Source organism: Agrobacterium sp. ST15.13.013, assembly GCF_027956525.1.
Classification (GTDB): Bacteria; Pseudomonadota; Alphaproteobacteria; order Rhizobiales; family Rhizobiaceae; genus Agrobacterium; species Agrobacterium salinitolerans.
In genome coordinates, this window is sequence record NZ_JAQKGP010000015.1 from 112368 (window position 1) to 130908 (window position 18541).

16 protein-coding genes are annotated in these 18541 nt (G+C 60.7%); 1 reads left to right on the top strand and 15 read right to left on the bottom strand.

Annotation, left to right across the window (positions count from 1 at the left end):
• Positions 1–226: 226 nt before the first annotated feature.
• The 10 genes from iolB to PL597_RS16445 all read right to left on the bottom strand — a co-directional run bounded on the left by iolB (position 227) and on the right by PL597_RS16445 (position 11659).
• Positions 227–1039, bottom strand: coding sequence for a 5-deoxy-glucuronate isomerase (iolB, locus tag PL597_RS16400; RefSeq protein ID WP_191217457.1), 813 nt, complete (start codon positions 1037–1039; stop codon positions 227–229).
• A gap of 185 nt (positions 1040–1224) precedes the next feature.
• Positions 1225–2133, bottom strand: a complete 909-nt coding sequence (gene iolE, locus PL597_RS16405; protein ID WP_271365729.1) for a myo-inosose-2 dehydratase — start codon at positions 2131–2133, stop codon at positions 1225–1227.
• A gap of 1 nt (position 2134) precedes the next feature.
• Positions 2135–3961 carry a 3D-(3,5/4)-trihydroxycyclohexane-1,2-dione acylhydrolase (decyclizing) gene (gene iolD / locus PL597_RS16410; protein ID WP_271365731.1) on the bottom strand — a complete coding sequence of 609 codons (1827 nt, stop codon included), beginning with the start codon at positions 3959–3961 and terminating at the stop codon, positions 2135–2137.
• Positions 3958–5874, bottom strand: a complete 1917-nt coding sequence (locus PL597_RS16415; protein ID WP_191217460.1) for a bifunctional 5-dehydro-2-deoxygluconokinase/5-dehydro-2-deoxyphosphogluconate aldolase — start codon at positions 5872–5874, stop codon at positions 3958–3960. Before PL597_RS16415 ends, iolD begins: the two co-directional genes overlap by 4 nt.
• Before the next feature lie 203 nt (positions 5875–6077).
• Positions 6078–6893 carry a MurR/RpiR family transcriptional regulator gene (locus PL597_RS16420; RefSeq protein WP_142913128.1) on the bottom strand — a complete coding sequence of 272 codons (816 nt, stop codon included), beginning with the start codon at positions 6891–6893 and terminating at the stop codon, positions 6078–6080.
• 173 nt (positions 6894–7066) lie between these two features.
• Positions 7067–7783 carry an ABC transporter ATP-binding protein gene (locus PL597_RS16425; protein ID WP_271365732.1) on the bottom strand — a complete coding sequence of 239 codons (717 nt, stop codon included), beginning with the start codon at positions 7781–7783 and terminating at the stop codon, positions 7067–7069.
• On the bottom strand, positions 7764–8528 hold the full coding sequence (locus tag PL597_RS16430) for an ABC transporter ATP-binding protein (RefSeq protein ID WP_077984044.1): 765 nt from the start codon (positions 8526–8528) through the stop codon (positions 7764–7766). The genes PL597_RS16425 and PL597_RS16430 overlap by 20 nt, the downstream gene beginning before the upstream one ends.
• On the bottom strand, positions 8525–9532 hold the full coding sequence (locus tag PL597_RS16435) for a branched-chain amino acid ABC transporter permease (protein ID WP_191217462.1): 1008 nt from the start codon (positions 9530–9532) through the stop codon (positions 8525–8527). The genes PL597_RS16430 and PL597_RS16435 overlap by 4 nt, the downstream gene beginning before the upstream one ends.
• Position 9533: 1 nt before the next feature.
• The gene (locus PL597_RS16440; protein ID WP_077984042.1) at positions 9534–10397 is read right to left on the bottom strand and encodes a branched-chain amino acid ABC transporter permease; all 864 of its coding nucleotides are present in this window, start codon (positions 10395–10397) and stop codon (positions 9534–9536) included.
• Between the two features lie 89 nt (positions 10398–10486).
• On the bottom strand, positions 10487–11659 hold the full coding sequence (locus PL597_RS16445) for an ABC transporter substrate-binding protein (protein WP_077984138.1): 1173 nt from the start codon (positions 11657–11659) through the stop codon (positions 10487–10489).
• 343 nt (positions 11660–12002) lie between these two features.
• Here PL597_RS16445 and PL597_RS16450 point away from each other — a divergent pair, with 343 nt between their 5' ends.
• The gene (locus PL597_RS16450; RefSeq protein WP_077984041.1) at positions 12003–12377 is read left to right on the top strand and encodes a hypothetical protein; all 375 of its coding nucleotides are present in this window, start codon (positions 12003–12005) and stop codon (positions 12375–12377) included.
• Between the two features lie 84 nt (positions 12378–12461).
• Here PL597_RS16450 and PL597_RS16455 read toward each other — a convergent pair whose 3' ends face one another.
• The 5 genes from PL597_RS16455 to PL597_RS16475 all read right to left on the bottom strand — a co-directional run bounded on the left by PL597_RS16455 (position 12462) and on the right by PL597_RS16475 (position 18538).
• On the bottom strand, positions 12462–13286 hold the full coding sequence (locus tag PL597_RS16455; protein WP_271365733.1) for an AraC family transcriptional regulator: 825 nt from the start codon (positions 13284–13286) through the stop codon (positions 12462–12464).
• A 120-nt stretch (positions 13287–13406) separates the two neighbouring features.
• On the bottom strand, positions 13407–15140 hold the full coding sequence (locus PL597_RS16460) for a M14 family metallopeptidase (protein WP_191217464.1): 1734 nt from the start codon (positions 15138–15140) through the stop codon (positions 13407–13409).
• A gap of 5 nt (positions 15141–15145) precedes the next feature.
• Complete coding sequence (locus PL597_RS16465; protein ID WP_077984038.1) at positions 15146–15994, bottom strand: ABC transporter permease; 849 nt, start codon at positions 15992–15994, stop codon at positions 15146–15148.
• Positions 15995–16000: 6 nt separating this feature from the next.
• Complete coding sequence (locus PL597_RS16470) at positions 16001–16924, bottom strand: ABC transporter permease (RefSeq protein ID WP_003519820.1); 924 nt, start codon at positions 16922–16924, stop codon at positions 16001–16003.
• Between the two features lie 78 nt (positions 16925–17002).
• The gene (locus PL597_RS16475; RefSeq protein ID WP_077984037.1) at positions 17003–18538 is read right to left on the bottom strand and encodes an ABC transporter substrate-binding protein; all 1536 of its coding nucleotides are present in this window, start codon (positions 18536–18538) and stop codon (positions 17003–17005) included.
• Positions 18539–18541 lie beyond the last annotated feature (3 nt).

Sequence of the window (18541 nt, forward strand, 5' to 3'; positions counted from 1 at the left end):
CCCGAAATTATCAGAATTAATTCAATTCGTTAATTGCGTTTGTTGTGTGCCAAGACAGTCTCACGACGTATTTTCGCGCACGCCCTCATTCCTGTGCTTGTCACACGAATCCAGCCGACCCGCGTCTGCGCGACGAGAGGACTCATTTCAGCCCAAGGACTTGGGCTGGCTGGATCCCTGTGACCGGCGCAGGGATGAGGAGATGGCGGTGTTTGCCTGAAATGCCTTACGGATTATCCCGCTTGAAAATCCAGTCATGTTCCGGGTGGTTCTTGAAGCGCCATTTGCGCATCGGCCCGGCCATCACGTTCAGATAATACATCTCGTACCCATAGGGCGCGCCGCAGGGGTGGTGACCCTTGGGCACCAGCACGACATCGCCATCCGACACCGCCATGGTTTCGTCCAGCGAACCGTCTTCGGTGAAGACGCGCTGGAACCCGAAACCCTGCGCCGGATTGAGGCGATGATAATAGGTCTCTTCCAGATAGGTCATGTCGGGGTAGTTGTCCTCGTCATGCCGGTGCGGCGGATAGGACGACCAGTTGCCCGAGGGTGTGAAGACCTCCGTTACAAGCAGGCTGTCGGCCACATCGCGTTCTTCCATGGCGATGGGGAAGATGTAACGCGTGTTGGCGCCCTTGCCGCGCTCGGTCAGCTGCACGCCATTGGGGCCGATCTGCTGCGCCTCGCGGCTGCCTTTTTCGCCGGGCGCGGTGCAGACGCCGACGGTGCAGTCGGTCGTGGCGGTCAGTGACCATTCAGAACCGGCCGGGACGTAAACGCAATGTGGCGGCTTGCGCTCGAATACATTCATGCGGTCGCCGAGTTCACCGAAGTCCTTACCGCCTGCGGAAATCGTCGCCTTGCCTTCGACTAGCACGAGGATGACTTCCGTATCGCCGGTGTTTTCCGCCGCCGTTTCGCCCGGCTTCAGGCGGTAAAGGCCGAAACCGACGTAACCCCAATCCGCGCTTCGGGGCGTGATATCGTGCACCTTGCCGCTGGTCGCGACCGGCTTGCGCAGAAGTGAGGTCATGTTGGTGTTCCTTTTCGGTCAGTCGTTCAATTTATCGGGCGGCTATTCCCGCGTTTCCCTCATCCCTGTGCTCGTCACAGGGATCCAGCCAGCCTAAGTCCTTGGGCTGAGAGGAGTCTTTCCGCCGCGCCGACGCGCGTCGGCTGGCAACTGTGACAAGCACAGAAATGAGGGAGTAAAAGGCCTCAAGCAGCCTGGGCCTTATCCAGCCCTACTTCCCGCGCAAACTCCTTCAGCGATTTCAGCCCGAGGCTCTGATATTCGAACGGGTTGCGCACGTCGGGATCCTGCTCGGCCTCGATCACCAGCCAGCCGCTATAGCCATGCTCGGCCGCCACTTTCAGCACGGGCGCGAAGTTTACACCGCCTTCGCTATCGCCAGGCACGGTGAAGACACCGCGGCGAACGCCTTCGAGGAAGGAAAGCCGCTCGTTCCGAGCCTGCTCGGCAATGACTGGGCGCACGTTCTTGGCGTGGATATGGCCGACGCGGCCCATGTATTTCTGCGCGACGCGGACGGGGTCGCCGCCGCCGAACAGGCAATGGCCGGTATCGAGCAGCAGATGGGTCTTCGGACCGGTATGCTTCATCAGGAGATCGATCTCCTCTTCGCTCTCGACCACCGTGCCCATGTGGTGATGATAGACGAGGGTGATGCCCTGTTCTGCAGCAAAGGTTGCCAGCGCCTCGACACCGGCGCCGAACTTGGCCCAGTCCTCGGCCGCAAGGCGCGGACGGTCGACGAGCGCCGTGTCGTCTGCGCCGTGGATGGCGTTGGAGGTCTCGCAGACGATGATGACCTTCGAGCCCATGGCCTTCAGGAGATCGAGCGCCGGCTGCATCGCCTTCTTTTCAGAGTCGATGTCGTCGGTCAGGAGGTTCAGCGAATGCCAGCCGGAGACGAAGGAGAGGCCGCGCGGCGAAAGTACACCCTTCAGACCTTCCGGGTCGGTTGGAAACTTGTGGCCCTTTTCGATGCCGTCAAAGCCGATCTTTGCGGTTTCGTCCAGGCATTGCTCCAGGCTGATATGAGCGCCCAGCGTGCGGTCGTCGTCGTTGGACCAGGCGATGGGGTTGGTGCCGTAACGGATCATCTTACTGTCTTTCCTTGACATGGTTTTCATAACGGACGCGCGCCGGGCCGATTTCGGCGCGGTCGGAGACTTCGGGCACCGCGACATCCCACCAGTGACCGCCGGCCTGCGGTGTTGGATAAGGGTCGGTATCGATGACGATGACGGCGGTGCGACTGGATGCACGGGCCGCCGCGAGGGCTTCTTCCAGTTCAGCGATGGTGGAAACCTTGCGTGCATCCGCGCCCATCGAGCCGGCATGGGCCACGAAATCGATGGCGATCGGGTTGACGTTGGTATGGGCGTAGAGGTTGTTGAACTCCGCGCCGCCGGTTTCCATCTGAAGGCGGTTGATACAGCCGTAGCCCCTGTTATCGGTGATGACGAGCGTGATCTTCACGCCCATGGCAACCGATGTGGCAAGCTCGGAATTCATCATCATATAGGAGCCATCGCCGACCATGACGATCACGTCGCGGTCCGGTTCCGCCATCTTGATGCCGAGACCGCCGGCCACCTCGTAACCCATGCAGGAGAAGCCGTATTCCATGTGATAGGAGAGCGGCAGCTTGGATTTCCACAGCTGGTGCAACTCGCCCGGCATGGTGCCTGCCGCGCACATGACGACGGTATTGTCGCGCGACTGGCGCTGGACAGCACCGATGACCTGCATGTCGGTGGGCAGGCTGTTTGCGTGCTCTTCGCCCGGCGCCGCCGTATCGGCATCGGCTTTTTCGAACCACGCTGCCTTAAGACCGGCATTCGGCGCTGCAAAACGGTGGCTGCCGAGGGCTGCGGAGAGTTTTTCAAGCCCGATTTTGGCATCCGCCGTCAGGCTGATTGCATCGTGCTTGGCGCTATCATAGGGCTGGACGTTGAGCGCCAGAATCTTGCGGTTCGGGTTTTTGAACAGCGCCCAGGAACCCGTGGTGAAATCCTGAAAACGCGTGCCGACACCAAAGACCAGATCAGCCTTTTCGCTGATGATATTGGCGCTTTCCGCACCGGTCACGCCAACGGGGCCGAAATTCAGGTCGTGATCCCATGCCAATGCCGATTTGCCGGCCTGTGTTTCAACGACGGGGATGGAGTGGGTTTCGGCGAAGCGCTTCAGCGTCTCCGTTGCCCCGGCGAAATGAACGCCGCCACCAGCAACGATGATCGGGTTTTTCGCGGCCTTCAGCGCCGCGACAGCCTCTTCGAATTCCACCACGTCCGGTTCCGGGCGGCGCTGACGCCAGACACGCTTTTCGAAGAAGCTCTCGGGGTAATCATAGGCTTCCGCCTGCACATCCTGGCAGAAGGCGAGCGTGACGGGGCCGCAATCGGCAGGGTCCGTCATGGTGCGCATGGCGCGGGGAAGTGCCGTCAGCAACTGTTCCGGGCGCATGATGCGGTCGAAATAACGGCTGACGGGGCGGAAGCAGTCGTTGACCGTCATCGTGCCGTCACCGAAATCTTCCAGCTGTTGGAGCACGGGGTCGGGACCGCGATTGGCGAAGACATCGCCGGGGATCAGCAGAACCGGCAGGCGGTTGACATGCGCAAGCGCTGCCGCCGTTACCATGTTGGCGGCACCGGGGCCGATGGAGGAGGTGACCGCCATCGCGCGTCGGCGGCGAAGCTGTTTCGAATAGGCGATGGCCGCATGGGCCATGGATTGCTCATTCTGGCCGCGATAGGTCGGCAGTTCGTCGCGGATGCCATAAAGCGCTTCGCCGATGCCGGCGACATTGCCATGGCCGAAAATCGCCCACATACCGGCGATATAGGTTTCGCCATGTTCATTCATCTGCGCTGCCAGGTAACGAACCATGGCCTGCGCAGCCGTCAATCTGATTGTCTTCACGCTGCCTCTCCCTTTTTGGCGCGCGCCTCATCCCATATACGGCACAGGCTGGTGTAACGCTGCGCCATATCCTTGACCGCTTGCTCGTCGGTCATCTTGCCGGAAAGCCAGCCGCGAGCGGCATCCGCGAAAATCGTGCGGCCAACGGCGAAACCTTTGACCAAATCGAAACCGGCGGCAAGACGGAAGCTCTCCTCCAGTTCGCTTTGCGGCGCGTCGAGACCGAGTACGACGATGCCCCGCACATAAGGATCGTTGCGATGCACGGCGTCGCAGGCGTTTTTCCACGCAGCGCAGGTCTTCATCGGCTCCAGCTTCCACCAGTCAGGGTAGACCCCGATCTCGTAAAAGCGCTCGATGATGCGGGCGGCGGTCAAATCGTCGGTCGGGCCGACCTTGGAGGGAATGACTTCCAGCAGCATTTCCAGTCGGTTGCGGCGCGTCGCCTGGAACAGGCGCATGACCGTCTCTTCCTGCGCGGCGCGCATCTCATCCGTATCGTCGGGATGATAGAAACACAGAACCTTGACGACATTTTCAAGTGGCCATTCGGAAAGACCGCCAAAATCCTTGCCGAGGTCGGGTTCCAGGGTCAGCGGGCGCGAACCCGGCCATTCCACCGGGCGGCCGATCCACAGGCCAGAACCGCTGGCGGCAAACAGGGCGTCGCGGCCAAGGCGGCCGTCGCAGAGAATGCCGTAACCCGGCTGGTCGCCGGAAACTTTCTGTGCGGCCTGAAGGCAAAGCTTCTTGAAAGCACCGATCTGCTCGTGCTTGACGCCAAGCTCGTCGGCGATGGCTTCCAGTTGCATGCGGTGATCGAAGGCGAAGACGCGCATCGTGTCCCAGTCGCCCTTGCGGTTGGTCGACCAATGCACCTGCTCCAGCGCCTCGTCCTTGCGCAGCGCCTTGTTGCGAATGCCGGCCTTGAAGAAATATTGCAGCTCTTCCCAGCTCGGATAGGCGGGCGTACAGCCGTGGCGAGAGACGGCGAAAGCGCCGCAGGCATTGGCGTATTTCAGCGTCGTCGGCCAGTCTTCGCCGCGCAGCCAGCCGCGGAAAAGCCCGGCCATGAAGCCATCGCCCGCACCCAGCACGTTAAAGACCTCGATCGGGAAACCTTCGCCCGTCTCGCCATCGTCGAGACTTGCCGGAATATCGCCGGCGAAAACCGAAGCGCCCATCGGCCCGCGCTTGCACACCAGCGTCGCATTCGAGACCTTGCGCACGGCGCTGAGTGCGGTCAGCGTATCGGTGGAGCCGCCGGCGATGTGGAATTCTTCTTCCGTGCCGACGATCAGATCGAAGAGATGCAGGGTGGATTGCAGCTTGGCGGTGACCTTCTGCGATTCCACGAAGCGGCTTTCGCCGTCGCCATGGCCGGCAACACCCCAGAGGTTGGGCCGGTAATCGATGTCGAGCGCTGTTTTTGCACCGTTTTCGCGGGCAAGTTTCAGCGCTTTCAGTACGGCCGCTTCCGTCTTCGGATGCGACAGATGCGTGCCGGTGGCGCAGACGCAAGCCGTCTCGGCGATGAAGGCGGGATCGATGTCGTCTTCGCTGAGCGCCATGTCGGCGCAGTTTTCGCGATAGAAGATCAGCGGGAACTGGTTCTGGTCGCGAATGCCGAGCAACACCAGCGCGGTCAGCCGCTCCGGGTCGGTCTTCACGCCGCGCACGTCGACGCCTTCGCGCACCAGCTGTTCACGGATGAAGCGGCCCATGTGCTCATCGCCGACACGGGTGATGACGGCGCTGTTGAGCCCCAGGCGCGCCGCGCCGGCGGCGATGTTGGTGGGCGAGCCGCCGATATATTTGGCAAAGGAGGCCATGTCCTCCAGACGGCCGCCGACCTGCGAACCGTACAGATCGACAGACGAGCGCCCGATCGTGATAAGATCAAGTTTTTTCAAAAGCTTCCTCCTTAGCACCGCGCTTTTGCGCGGTGTGCCTCATGGTGTCGGGCGGATCAGGCAATCATGCCGCCACCTATCGCCATCCCGTTTCGGTGAGCCTCCTCCGCTCACATATCCCGTCACGAGACGGACGATTATGGAACGCCCGTTTCATGGATTTGGATCATAAATTCTATTTTTGCCGTTTTCAATAAAAATATTCAGGCCGTCTTGCGTGTTCCCACGGCAACCGCCAGCGTGATGGCGAGACAGAGCGTGGCCGAAAGCGATCGGAATGCGCCGAAATCGATTTCCGTCACCGTCAGAAGTGTTGCTCCGGATTTCCGGAGCGGATTGACCGCGGAATCGGAAAGCGCCACGACCGGAATGCCGTTGGCGCGGGCGTTTTCCGCAAGCTCCAGCGTCTCAGTGGAATAGGGCGAGAAGGTGATCGCGATCAGCGCGTCGTCACGGGAAATGGCGCTGATGTTGCCGAGCCCGCCAACCGCACTGTGCAGAACCGCCGGCACCTTCATCTTCTCGAAGGCGTAGGCCAGATAGCTGGCAATGGGAAAAGAGCGCCGCAAACCGATGATATGCACGGTGCGCGCCTGGGAGAGCGCTGAAACCGCCTCATCAAGCTGCTTCGTGTCGACCGATTTGAGCAGCATTTCCAGCGAGGAACGGCCGGCCTCCACGAATTCCGCCAGCAGGCCGGAAGCGCTTTCATCGCCTTTTTCACGCAGATGGTCGAGCCGCGTGGCGTAATCCGGCCAACCGCCGACATAGGAATCACGGAACAGCCGTTGCATTTCCGAAAAGCCGGAAAAGCCCATGATCTGGCAAAACCGCATGAAGGCTGAAGGCTGCACGCCCGCCCCTTCCGCCATTTCGGCGACGGTGGAAACGGCGATGCGATCCTGATTGGAAGCGACATAATCGGCGCATTGCCGCAATCGTTTCGGCAAACCCTCCGCGACCTGGAGCAGCCGCTCCTCAAAAGCCTTTACGGATTCTGGCGCCTCGATTGCCGTCATTGTCGTTCCTTTGTGCGGACTGAAATCGTGTGCACTTTAACTGCAGTGGAATTTTTATTCCATTGGGTTTTTTAGGAAACGGTAAATGAGGCCGGGTGGTGCTCGCATGGCATTGCTTCCGTCATCCCGATGCAAAGCCGGAGTGACGGGCTGAGGGTGAATAGCGTTTCAAATTAGTGCAGCCCGCCAACTCCGAGATGCGTATCGATAATATCCGGGTTTTCCGCAAGATCGCTGGATGGCCCTTCCCAGACGATGCGGCCGCGTTCCATGATGATGGCGTGGTCGGCGAAGTCGATGGCCATCTGGATGCGCTGTTCAACGAGGAGGATGGTCATTTCGCCGGATTGGGCGAGCTTGGAGAAGGCCGCCATCAGCTCCTCGCAGATGACGGGAGCGAGACCTTCGAGCGGTTCGTCGAGCAGCAGCACGCGCGGCTGGCCAAGAATGCTGCGGGCCGTGGAAAGCATCTGCTGTTCGCCGCCGGAGAGCTGCGAGCCGAGATTGCGGCGGCGCTCTTTGAGGCGCGGAAACAGCGTGTAGGCTTCCTCGATGGCCGATTTCGGCCTGCCCTTGAGGCCGACGAACAGGTTTTCCTCGACGGTGAGGGTGGGAAACACATCGCGGGTCTGCGGCACGTAGCCGAGGCCGGCTTTGGCGCGGGCAGCACTCGGCAAAGCGGCGATGTTCTGCCCGCCGATGCGGATATCGCCGGCGAAGCGTTTCGTCTGGCCGGCCAGTGTGGCGAAGAGGCTGGTCTTGCCGACGCCATTGCGGCCGAGCACGGCAAAACGCGAGCCCGACGGCACGGAAAGCGACAGGCCCTCGATGACCCTTGTCGGGCCGTAACCGGCGGTGAGATTGGTGATTTCAAGCGGCGCTGCGGGCATCGGCGTAACTTCCCAGATAGGCTTGGCGGACTTCCGCATTGCTGGTGACGTCTTCCGGCGAGCCGTCGAAGATGACGGCGCCTGCGGCGAGCACCACCACACGTTTGGCAAACCGGAAAACCAGATCCATGTCGTGTTCGATCATCAATATGGCGAGATCAGCCGGCAGCCGGTCGAGCGCCTGTTCGATGCGCGCCGTTTCCGTGGAAGGCACGCCGGCCGCGGGTTCGTCGAGCAGCAGGATTTTCGGGCGAAGCGCCATGGCCAGCGCGATCTCGATCAGACGCTGCTGGCCATAGGCGATTTCGCGCACCCGAGTTTCGGCAAGCGCCAGAAGGCCGAGCGTGCCGAGAATGTCGCGGGCTTCGCTCATCACCGAGGGCATGGCGCGGTATCGGCCGAAAATCCGGCCCGTCTTGCCTTCGCGCTGGAGAATGGCAAGCGCCACATGTTCCTCCGGCGTCATGTCCTGAAACAACCTTGTGACCTGGAACGAACGGACGAGGCCGCGCTTCACCCGCTGGCTGGCGCTGAGGCCGGTCACATCCTCGCCGGCGATGCGCACCGTTCCGGCCGAGGGCTTGATATTGCCGGTGACAAGATTGACGAAGGTGGTCTTGCCGGCGCCATTGGGGCCGATCAGCACCGTGCGGTCTCCTGGCGAAAGCGACATCGACACATTATTGGTGACGACGAGGCCGCCGAAATTTTTCTTGAGGCCGGAGACTTCGAAAATGGCGCTCATTTGCGACCTCCACGAATGCGCGCAATGATGTCTTCACCCGCGCCATAAAGCCCGCGCGGCGCAAACAGCACGACGGCAATCAGCAGCAGGCCGACAATGGTGAGCCAGTGGAACGGGTTGGCGGCGGAAACCACATCCTCGAACCACATGAATGTGACGGTGCCGATCAGCGCCCCGTAAAGCGAACCTGCGCCACCGAGCACCAGCATGACCAGCCCTTCGGCTGAAAGCGTGAAGCTGAGGCTGTCGAGACCGACGACCTGGGTGGAGATGGCGTTCAGCGCGCCGCCAATGCCGGCGACGATGCCCGATATGACGAACATCTTCAAAATAGTGCCATTGACCGAACCGCCCATGGCCTGGATGCGGATGCTGTCCTGCTTGACGCCGCGGCACAACATGCCGAAGGGCGAATTGACCACCACCTTGAGGGCGAGGAACACGAGGAGCAGCAGACAGACGCCATAGATATAGGCGGTGCGGCCAAAAAGATCGAATTCGAAAGTGCCGAACAGGGCGTCGGGAGAGACGCCCGATAGCCCGTCGCTGCCGCCGGTCCAGCCGGAGGCTTTGTTGGCGGCCTCGTGGAACAGGTGAATGACGGCGATGGAAAGAACGAGCTGCGGCAGGCCGTGGGCGCGCAAGAGGACGGTGCCGGAGACCAACCCGGCCACGCCGCCCGCGCCTGCGCCGATCACGGTCATCAGTAGCGGATCGGTGATCTCGAAATGGGCTGCGGCAATGCCGGCGGCATAGGCGCCCGCGCCGAAGAGCGCGGCATGGCCAAGTGTCGCGACGCCGCAATAACCGGTAACAAGATCAATCGACAGCACCAGCAGCGCGATGGCGATGATGCGGGTCAGAAGCGCCAGATTATCCGGAAACAGGTAATAACCGGCAATCGCGGCCATGATGATGAGGAGCGGTCCCGCAAGCGTGCGCAGCGGTGAGCGCGACTTCGGGATTTCTGCCGTTTCAGTCACGTCGTTCATGAGCACCGCCATCTCATTTCGCCCTTCCGAGAAGGCCGCGCGGGAACAGCGTGATGATCACGATGACCGCCAGGTAAAAGAAGAATTCGCCATATTCAGGAGCAAGATACCGCCCGGTCGTGTCGATCGCGCCGAGCAGAAGACAGGCGATCAGCGCGCCGGGAATGGAGCCTGCGCCCCCAACCGAGACCACCACCAGGAAGGTCACCATGTAGCGCAGCGCATAATAGGGTTCGACCGGCAAAAGTTCCGCGCCGATGACGCCGCCCATGGCGGCAAGGCCGACGGCGATGGCAAAGCTGACGGCGTAGATGATTTCGGTGCGCACGCCGAGTGCGGCTGCCATGGCGGCATTATCGACGGCTGCGCGCAGCTTGATGCCGAAGGCCGTCTTTTCGAAGGTGAACCACAATGCGCCGGCCACGGCCAGCCCACAGGCAATGGCGAAGATGCGGTGCGTGGCAATGGTGCGGAAGCCGAGATCGGTGGGGCCGGCTAGTTGCTGCGGCAAGGGAATGGTCTTCAGCGTTGGGCCAAAGACGAAATTGGCGATGCCGATGATGCAAAACGTGATGCCGATGGTCATTAGCACCTGCGTCAGCTCCGGCGCGCCATAGATGCGGCGATAGAGGAAACGTTCGAGCGGAATGGCGATGACGATGGTGCCGACGATGGCGACGAGGATCGCCACGGCGTAACCGAGGCCGAGGCCGTGGGCGGCATAGGAGGCGAGGTAACCGCCGATCATGGCGAAAGCGCCATGCGCCAGATTGACCACCCGCATCAGCCCCATCGTGACCGAAAGGCCGATGGAGATGATGAACAGGACCATGCCATAGGCAAGCGCATCGACAAGGATGCTGAAGACCGTCTGCATGCTGAAAAGCTCCTCCCGGTGCTGCAATGCCCATCCGGGCCGGAGACGGGCCGCTATTGGCGACCCGACAACGTCGTCAAAACTGTTCTTTACTTCGCGGCGGCGAGGCCCGGATCACCCTGTTTTTCGAAGGTCTGGACTTCCTTGTTGTAATAATTGCCGTCATCGCCCTTGGCCACTTCGCGCAGATAGATGTTCTGCGTGATGTGGCGGCTTTCCGGATCGATGCTGACCGGGCCACGCGGGCTTGTCCAGGAAAGACCCTTTACCGCGTCCACCGCCTTTTCCGCATCCTGCTTGCCGCCGGTGGCCTCGATCATCTTGCTGATGACGTACATGCCGTCAAAGGCGCCAACGGAGGGGAAGGACAGTTCCTTCGGATTGCCGATCGCCTTGGTGGCGGCTTCCACGAAGGTCTTGTTCTCAGCGGAATCATGTGAGACAGCGTAATGGAAGGTCGTCTGCATGCCGAGTGCTGCCTCGCCGAGCGCCGGCAGATCGGATTCCTGTGTCAGATCACCCGGTGCGAAAAGTTTGACGCCTGAAGATTTCAGGCCGTTATCGTTGAAGGCCTTGACGAAGCCGAGCGTGGTCGGGCCTGACGGCAGGAAGGCGAAGACGCCTTGAGCGCCGGAATCCTTCACGCGCTGCATGATCGGGCTGAAATCATTGGTGGAAAGCGGCATGCGGATGGTTTCCACCACTTCGCCGCCGGCGGCGGTGAAGGCTGCCTTGAAAGCGTTTTCGGCGTCGACGCCCGGGCCGTAATCGCTGACCAGCGAAATGACCTTCTTCACGCCGCCGTCAAAGGCCACCTTGGCGATGGGGGTGGAGGTCTGCCAGGTGGTGAACGAGGTGCGCACCACATAGGGGCTCTTGGTCACGATGGCCGAAGTGGCGGCATTCATGATGACCATCGGCACATTGCCCTGCTTCAGAAGCGGCGTAACCGCCATGGCGTCGGGGGTGAAATAAAAGCCGGCGAGATATTGCACGCCTTCCTTGACCACCAGCTCCTGCGCCAGCGCCTTGGACTGCGCCGGATCGGCCTGCGGAACATCGCGATAGACGATTTCAACCGTATCGTCGCCGACCTTGTTGCCGTTAAGGGCGAACCAGGCGTCGATGCCGGCCTTGAAGTTCTTGCCCTGCAACGCGAAGGGGCCGGAGAACGGACCGACTACACCCACCTTGATCGTATCGGCATAGGCAACGGAACTAAAACAAATGGCCGCGATGGCGGCGGTGATCCGCATTTTCATGACTTCCTCCCAATTGATCCGTGGCTCCCGTCCACCGATCCAGGCTGTCAGATTGATGAGTGCGGCGGCCAAAGTAAAATGAAATAAGGGGGGGTATAAATAACCTGACGGTTATCAATAACGGCTTTGTTGCGCCCCGCCCCAAACCGGAAAGGACAATAACGCCGCCTGAACGATTTTCAAACCGGTTCCGTCGCCGGTCGTTTCAGACGCGGGAAAACAGCTTCGGGTAAACTCGGTGCGCAATGGTGTTCACGCGAAGGCGAACGCCACGCCTTAACCAGTTTTAAGGGGATTGTTCGTAGCCTCGCGAAGAATATTTCTGAACTTTATTTGGTGTCTGATGAGCGAATATCAAAACAGAGCCGTTGAGCTGATGCGTAATCGCGTCGGCGAAAGTATACTCAACAACAAGATCGAACGCCGCGAGGCGTTTCTTCGCAAGGCGCTCACGCTCTATCTCGGCATGGGCGGAACGGCGGAGGGTGTTCAGGCCGCCGCGCGGGACGTCGCCACCACGCCTGCGCCGACCATCGACGTCGCCGTCGGAGACGTCATGTACAAGCTCGCAGCGGTCGGGCATGTCTCCGATCTCGATATCATCCAGGCTGCCTATAACAAGCTGGATGCCGCCAACTTGCATATTCTCAGCAAGGGCAAGAAGCTGCTGCAGAAGCAGCGGGACCAGAAGCTCGCCACCGCCGCGTCGGCAAAATAGGCGGACCGTCTCCGGTTGGGCGGCGGCCCATGCGCCATATGCCCCAACGCTGGCTGGAGCATATGGTCTTTACAGGCCATTGTTTCAGGCGATGACGGGTATCCAGATTTCCACGCTTCCCCGCCCGGTCTCAGGATTGAAGCGCCGGTCATAACGTTCGAAATCGGGAGAGTCGGCGGTTTTCAGTCCGGCATCGGGCAGCGCCTTGTTCCAGATCGTGTAGACCGTTCGTGGAAGATCCGAGATGTGTCCGTTATGGGTGAAGACCGCGTAGGATTGTGCGGGCAACTCGGTATGATCCATGCCCGGTGTTGTTTTCAGCGCCTGGACGCCGGCGAGATAGGTGCAGTTGCCGGCTTCATCGGCGGCGCTGCACACTCCGTAGGCGGCCCCGGATACCACCTCCTCGACCTCGCTTTCGCGTAGATTGAAGCGCTGCCAGAGGGCGGGAATGGTGCTGTTATTCTCCAGTGAGCACGGGGTACTGAGACCCACAACCATAAAGGCGTCGGCACGGCGCATTTCCGGCGGCTGGACTTCGACGAACATGTCGGTTTTCATTTTTAATGGCTCCATGAGATCAAGGGACGAGGTTGATCGGGCCTTGCGAACAGTGCTCGGTAATGCATTGAAATAATTCGCAAAGGCTCGCGTGAACGCCTCATGGGACCCGTATCCCGCATCAAGTGCTGCGGTGAGGATGTCGCCATCGCACAGCGCGATGGTTTCCGCTGCCCTGGAAAGGCGGCGTGCCCGGACGTAGGACATGATCGACAGGCCGGTGGAAAGCTGGAACAACCGGCACATGTGATGTGTACTGATTGCGCAGCGATTAGACAGGACCGTCAATGTCAGGTCCTTGTGCAGATCGGTTTCGATCTGCCAGATGAGCTTGTCGAGAGCGGGCATGGGGTCTCCTGTGGTTCACGCCCTTACCATGCAAAACCGCTCCGCTTCCTGCTTGATCGGGTTTGACTTGTTATCGCCTTTTCCCGCCGCTTTCGCTCCCGCCGTCTCCGACTGGCTCTATTAGGCGACCTGTGGTGACAGGATTTCCTGCCAGGCGTCATAGGCCGAGAGAACCGTTTCCATCTGTGCGGTGTGGCCGGTGATGAAATCGTTGCCGTAGATTGTCTCGTCTGGATATTCGGTGATCAGCGTCATCGGTACGGTGTGGCGGTCATCGACGGACGACAGGCACGGGAAGCCGTTGATGATGCGAAAACCGGTTTCACCGGCGTGGATTTCATAAAGTGCGATCTGTCGGTTGTTGTAGTCGAGCAGGCCGGGAATGGCGCCAAGATGGCGGGTCACCCGGTCGAGCAGGGCCTCGGCCTGCCTTTCCCAGTCCACATGGTGGCGGATGATGAGGAAGAAACCCTTCGGTAGCGTCCACATGGCGAAATTGCGCGGTACATAACCGGAAAGCGGTCGGGTCCATTCGTGAGATGGATAACCGTGCAGGTTCACATGCAGGCTGGCACCGCTGATGTCCTGCGCCTTGAAGCGGATTTCCTTCTCGTTGATATGGCTGCCTGAATTTTCCAGCGTGCGATATTCGAGATCGTCGCCGAGCGCCGTGTAACGCGCTGCGTGATGCATGTGGCGCGGATTGTCGGCTCTCAGCCGTTGATGCAGGGCGTAACCATCCGGATTTTCCAGCGGCGAAATGGTGAAATGCGCGCCCTTGCGTCCGGCGAGCCTGCGGGCGGCCCGGATGGCGCCGACGATGCCTGTGGTCTCGTTAGGGTGCTGACCGCCGCTGATCATCACGGCGGCATCGCTGCCGGCGACATACCGGGCGGCAAGAATACGGCCGGAACGAGAGCGCGCCTCGAATGCCTCGCCGCCGATTTCTTCAAGCAGCTTCGTGAGCTGGCCTGCCGCAACCGGTTCGCTGGCTGTATCGATCTCCTGTTCGCGACCATCGAGAAAGACGGTGGTGAGCCTGCGGGCCTCGATGCGGACGGAGACTTCGCCCTCGCTTTTGACGATTTCCGGTACGATCTGGCCGGGCTTCAGTCCCCGGTCGCCAAGCGGGCGGCCGGATTTTTTCTGGAAGAACTCCAAGAGCGAGAAATAGAAATCTTCATGCAGGGCTTCGCGCAGGCTGACGACTTCGTCGCCAACCGCCAGCGGCAGATCTTCGGCCGGATGCGTGACGCGAATGTTCAGTTCTTCAAAAAAGGGCTCGTTGTCACCCCAGCCATGGTCGGCGACGGCTTGGATCGCCGCTTCGAAAAGCCGTTCGTAATCCGTCTCCAGCCGCTCACCTGAAGCGTTGCCGGCAGGCCGGAACCAGCCGGTGGGAGAGACGTTGGTTTCGCCGACGATATCTGTGTGAACCCGGTTCGGCGCCAGAACCTTCAGGGTTTCCGTCTTGCCGTTGCGGCTCAGGGTAACATCATAATGGAACTCGTCGTCTTTTCGGGCGATGAAGTCGATCTTCGTATCGCCCACCAGCGCCGCCAGGGGATAGGCCTCCAACCGGAAACGGTTGGCCGGCGCGCTGGCGTGCACCGGGTAACGCACCTCGATGGTGTCGACGCCATCGAGGCTGATCTCTTCCAGAAATGTGAAGAGAAGCGGCTTGTAGGCGCTGCGGATGCGGGCGCTGACCCCTTTTTTCTTCAGTCGGTTTTCGGCTTCGCGACGGCTTTTGGCGTCATCGAAGCTCCATGCCTCGAAGGACTGGCCGGGTTCGGCATTGGCAAGAAGCCTATCCAGCGTGCGTTCGAAAGTCTGCTCGAAAATCTGGCTCATCGCTGTTACCTCGAGGTTCTGCCGGTGGGGTCGAGGCTGTCGCGCAGCCAGTCACCGAGAAGGTTGAGGCCAAGCACCGTCAGAAGGATAGCAAGACCCGGGAAGACGCTGACCCACCATGCGGTTTGCAGATAGGTCCGTCCATCCGCCAGCATGCCGCCCCAGCTCGGAATGGTCGGATCGACGCCGAGACCGAGGAAGGTGAGGCTGCTTTCGAGCAGGATGTTGTTGGCGACATTGAGCGTCATCAGCACGATGACAGGGCCGATGAGGTTCGGCAGCAGGTGCTGGAGAATGATGCGCCAGTCCTTCACGCCGATAGCGCGGGCGGAAAGGATAAATTCCCGCTCCCGAAGCGTCAGCACCGAGCCGCGCACGAGGCGGGCATATTGCACCCATTGCGAGACGATCAGGAGGATGATGGTGTTGGTGAGGCTGCCGCCGACAATGGCGATGAAGGTGATGGCGAGCAGGATGAAGGGCATGGCGAGCTGGATATCGGCAAAGCGCATGACCAGCATGTCCCAGAAGCCGCGATAATAACCGGCCACCAGTCCGACCGCGACGCCGAAGATGACAGCGCCGATGACGGAGGTGAAGCCGACCAGCAGCGAGATCTTGCCGCCGGCGACGACGCGCGCGAGCACGTCACGCCCCAGCGGATCGGTGCCGAGCGGATGGGCGGCATTGGCAAACGGCTTGGCAAGGCGCGCCATGAGGTCGATCTTGTCGGCCCCGCCCGGAAACAGCACGTCGGAAAAGATGACGGCAAGGCAGATGATTGTCGTCAGCGACGCGCCGAGGACGAATTCGAGATTGGTGAAGCGCGAAAGACGCGAGGTTTTGGCAGCCATCGTCACTTACTCCGTGCGGATGCGCGGATCGACAAGGCCATAGGCGATATCGACCAGAAGGTTGATGCCGACGATCATCAGCGACAGCACGGTGATGACGGCCTGAAGCACGGGATAATCACGCGCGCCGACGGCGTCGAAGGCCAGCGTGCCGAGGCCCGGCCAGTTGAAGACGCGCTCAATGACGACGATGCCGCCGAGCAGCCCGCCGAATTGCAGGCCAAAATAGGTGATGAGCGGAATGGCGCAATTGCGCAGCGCGTGCTTGTAGAGAACCTTATTTTCGCTCAGCCCCTTTGCGCGCGCCACCATGACATATTGCGAGCGCAGCGTATCCAGCATGGCCGTGCGCACCAGCCGCACATTGGTAGCCGTCAGGATGACGCCCATGGTGACGGCGGGCATGATGTAGCTGGCAAAGCCGCCCATGCCGCTTGGCGGCAGCCAGCCGAGCGTGATGGAGAATAAGAGCACCAGCATGGTGGCCAGCCAGAAATTCGGGAAGGACAGGCCGACGAGCGAGAAGATGCGGATCACCTGATCGGCCGTCTTGCCGCGCGAGGTTGCGGCCTTGATGCCGAGCGGGATCGACAGCGCAATCGAGACCGCCATGGAGATGAAGGCGAGGAGAAGCGTTGCGGGTAGGGCATCCGCGATCAGGCGCGAGACGGGCGTGCTGCCGGTGAAGCTGCGGCCGAAATCGAGCGTCACGAGACCCTTCAGGAAGCTGAAATATTGCACGAAGAATGGCCGGTCGGTGCCGAGCGCTGCGCGGATGCGCGCCAGATCGTCTTCCGTCATGCTGCCACCGCCCTGGAACATGGTGACGGCGGGGTCACCGGTGAGGCGGATGGCGAAGGAAACGAGAAGGGTGATGGCGATGACGACAAAAATCGCCTGCAGCAATCGCTTGATGAGGAAACCGGCCACGTTTTTTACCTTGAAGAGAGACCCGACCTTGCCCGCATTGCGGCGGGCAAGGTGTGTTGATCAGAAAAACCAGCCTGATTATTCGACGGTGACGTCGGTCAGCTTCAGGCGGTTATCCGGCGGTGCCACGAAACCCTTGACCCGCTTGTTGATGCCGTAAATGGCATTGGTGTTGTAAAGCGGGATTTCGAGCGCGCGTTCGGCGGTATAGCTGCCGATTTCCTTGAGGATTTTTTCGCGCTCGGCACGGTCGGTCAGCGGACGCTGGGATTCCAGCATTTTGTCCAGCTTCTCGTCCTTGTCGTAAGGGTTCCACTTTTCACCGGAGTGATACATGGAATAGGCCGTGTTGTCGTAATCGAAGGTCCAGCCGCCCCATTTCTGCTGGAACATCGCGCCGGTCTTGCCCTGCGGGATGATGTCGTTCAGGAGAACGTTGGTCTCATAGGGCTTGATGGTGGCGGTGATGCCGACCATGGACAGATAGCTGGAAATGACCTGCGCCACCTCGTTCATCGTCGCGTCATTGCCACGGATATCGATCTGGAGCGCCGCACCGGGCTTGACGCCGGCTTCCGCAAGAAGCTTCTTTGCACCTTCCGGATCGTAGGGCAGCGGCTTCAGCTCCGGATCGTAACCGAAGGACAGCGCGCTCTGGAAGCTTGCAATCTCGGAGGCCTGACCGGCGAGGATCGACTTGACGATGGTGCCACGGTCGACGGCCATGATGATGGCCTTGCGCACCTTCGGATCGGCGGTGATGCCATCACGGGTGTTGAAACGCAGCGCATCGACCGTCGGGCCGGGCACGCTGACAATCTCCAGCTTGGAATCGCCTTGGATAACCGGGATCATGCCGATCGGGATGGTGGGCGGAATGACGAGATCGACGCGGCCGGCCTGCAATTCGGCAACGGCGGTCGCCGGCTCGGAAATGAAGCGATATTCCAGTTCGGAAAGTTTTGGCGCACCGCCCCAGTAGTCGGCGTTGGCCTCCAGCTTGATGTTGGTCTTCGGTGCGTAGGAAACGAATTTGAACGCGCCGGTGCCAACCGGGTTGAGGTTGAAATTGTCCTCGCCCTTTTCCTGAATGTACTTCGGCGGAACGATCATGCCGCCATAACCGGCAAGCTTGGTCAGCAGCACCGGATCCGGCGCCTTCAGCTTCATGTCCACCGTGTAGTCATCGATGACATCGACGCTTTCGATGGCGACATAGTTGGAGCGCTGCGGGCCCTTGGCACCCTGTTCGCCGAGAAGGCGCTCGAAGGTGAACTTGACCGCGGCGGCGTTGAAGGGCTCGCCATTGTGGAACTTGACGTTCTGGCGCAGCTTGAAGCGGATGCGCTTGCCCTCATCCAGCTCTTCCCAGGATTCGGCAAGGCCGGGCACGAGTTTCAGGTCCGGGCCGCGATAGGTCAGGCCGTCGAAGATGTTGGTGGCGACGGCAGCCCATTGCACGAGGAAAGTGTCGATCGGATCCCAGCTGCCCGGGTCCTGCGGGCTGGAAATGGTCATCTTGCCGGCGGCAAGAGCCGGTGCGGCGGTCAAGGCCGATGCGGCCATGGCAAGCGCGACGAACGTTGTCGTCATCCCCTTCTTGATTATTGTCATCTA

Bases quoted from the DNA above. Each gene is read 5' to 3' on its own strand.
- iolB (WP_191217457.1), bottom strand. From the start codon at position 1,039: ATGACCTCACTTCTGCGCAAGCCGGTCGCGACCAGCGGCAAGGTGCAC.
- iolE (WP_271365729.1), bottom strand. From the start codon at position 2,133: ATGATCCGTTACGGCACCAACCCCATCGCCTGGTCCAACGACGACGAC.
- PL597_RS16420 (WP_142913128.1), bottom strand. From the start codon at position 6,893: ATGACGGCAATCGAGGCGCCAGAATCCGTAAAGGCTTTTGAGGAGCGG.
- PL597_RS16425 (WP_271365732.1), bottom strand. From the start codon at position 7,783: ATGCCCGCAGCGCCGCTTGAAATCACCAATCTCACCGCCGGTTACGGC.
- PL597_RS16430 (WP_077984044.1), bottom strand. From the start codon at position 8,528: ATGAGCGCCATTTTCGAAGTCTCCGGCCTCAAGAAAAATTTCGGCGGC.
- PL597_RS16435 (WP_191217462.1), bottom strand. From the start codon at position 9,532: ATGGCGGTGCTCATGAACGACGTGACTGAAACGGCAGAAATCCCGAAG.
- PL597_RS16440 (WP_077984042.1), bottom strand. From the start codon at position 10,397: ATGCAGACGGTCTTCAGCATCCTTGTCGATGCGCTTGCCTATGGCATG.
- PL597_RS16445 (WP_077984138.1), bottom strand. From the start codon at position 11,659: ATGAAAATGCGGATCACCGCCGCCATCGCGGCCATTTGTTTTAGTTCC.
- PL597_RS16450 (WP_077984041.1), top strand. From the start codon at position 12,003: ATGAGCGAATATCAAAACAGAGCCGTTGAGCTGATGCGTAATCGCGTC.
- PL597_RS16455 (WP_271365733.1), bottom strand. From the start codon at position 13,286: ATGCCCGCTCTCGACAAGCTCATCTGGCAGATCGAAACCGATCTGCAC.
- PL597_RS16460 (WP_191217464.1), bottom strand. From the start codon at position 15,140: ATGAGCCAGATTTTCGAGCAGACTTTCGAACGCACGCTGGATAGGCTT.
- PL597_RS16465 (WP_077984038.1), bottom strand. From the start codon at position 15,994: ATGGCTGCCAAAACCTCGCGTCTTTCGCGCTTCACCAATCTCGAATTC.
- PL597_RS16475 (WP_077984037.1), bottom strand. From the start codon at position 18,538: ATGACAATAATCAAGAAGGGGATGACGACAACGTTCGTCGCGCTTGCC.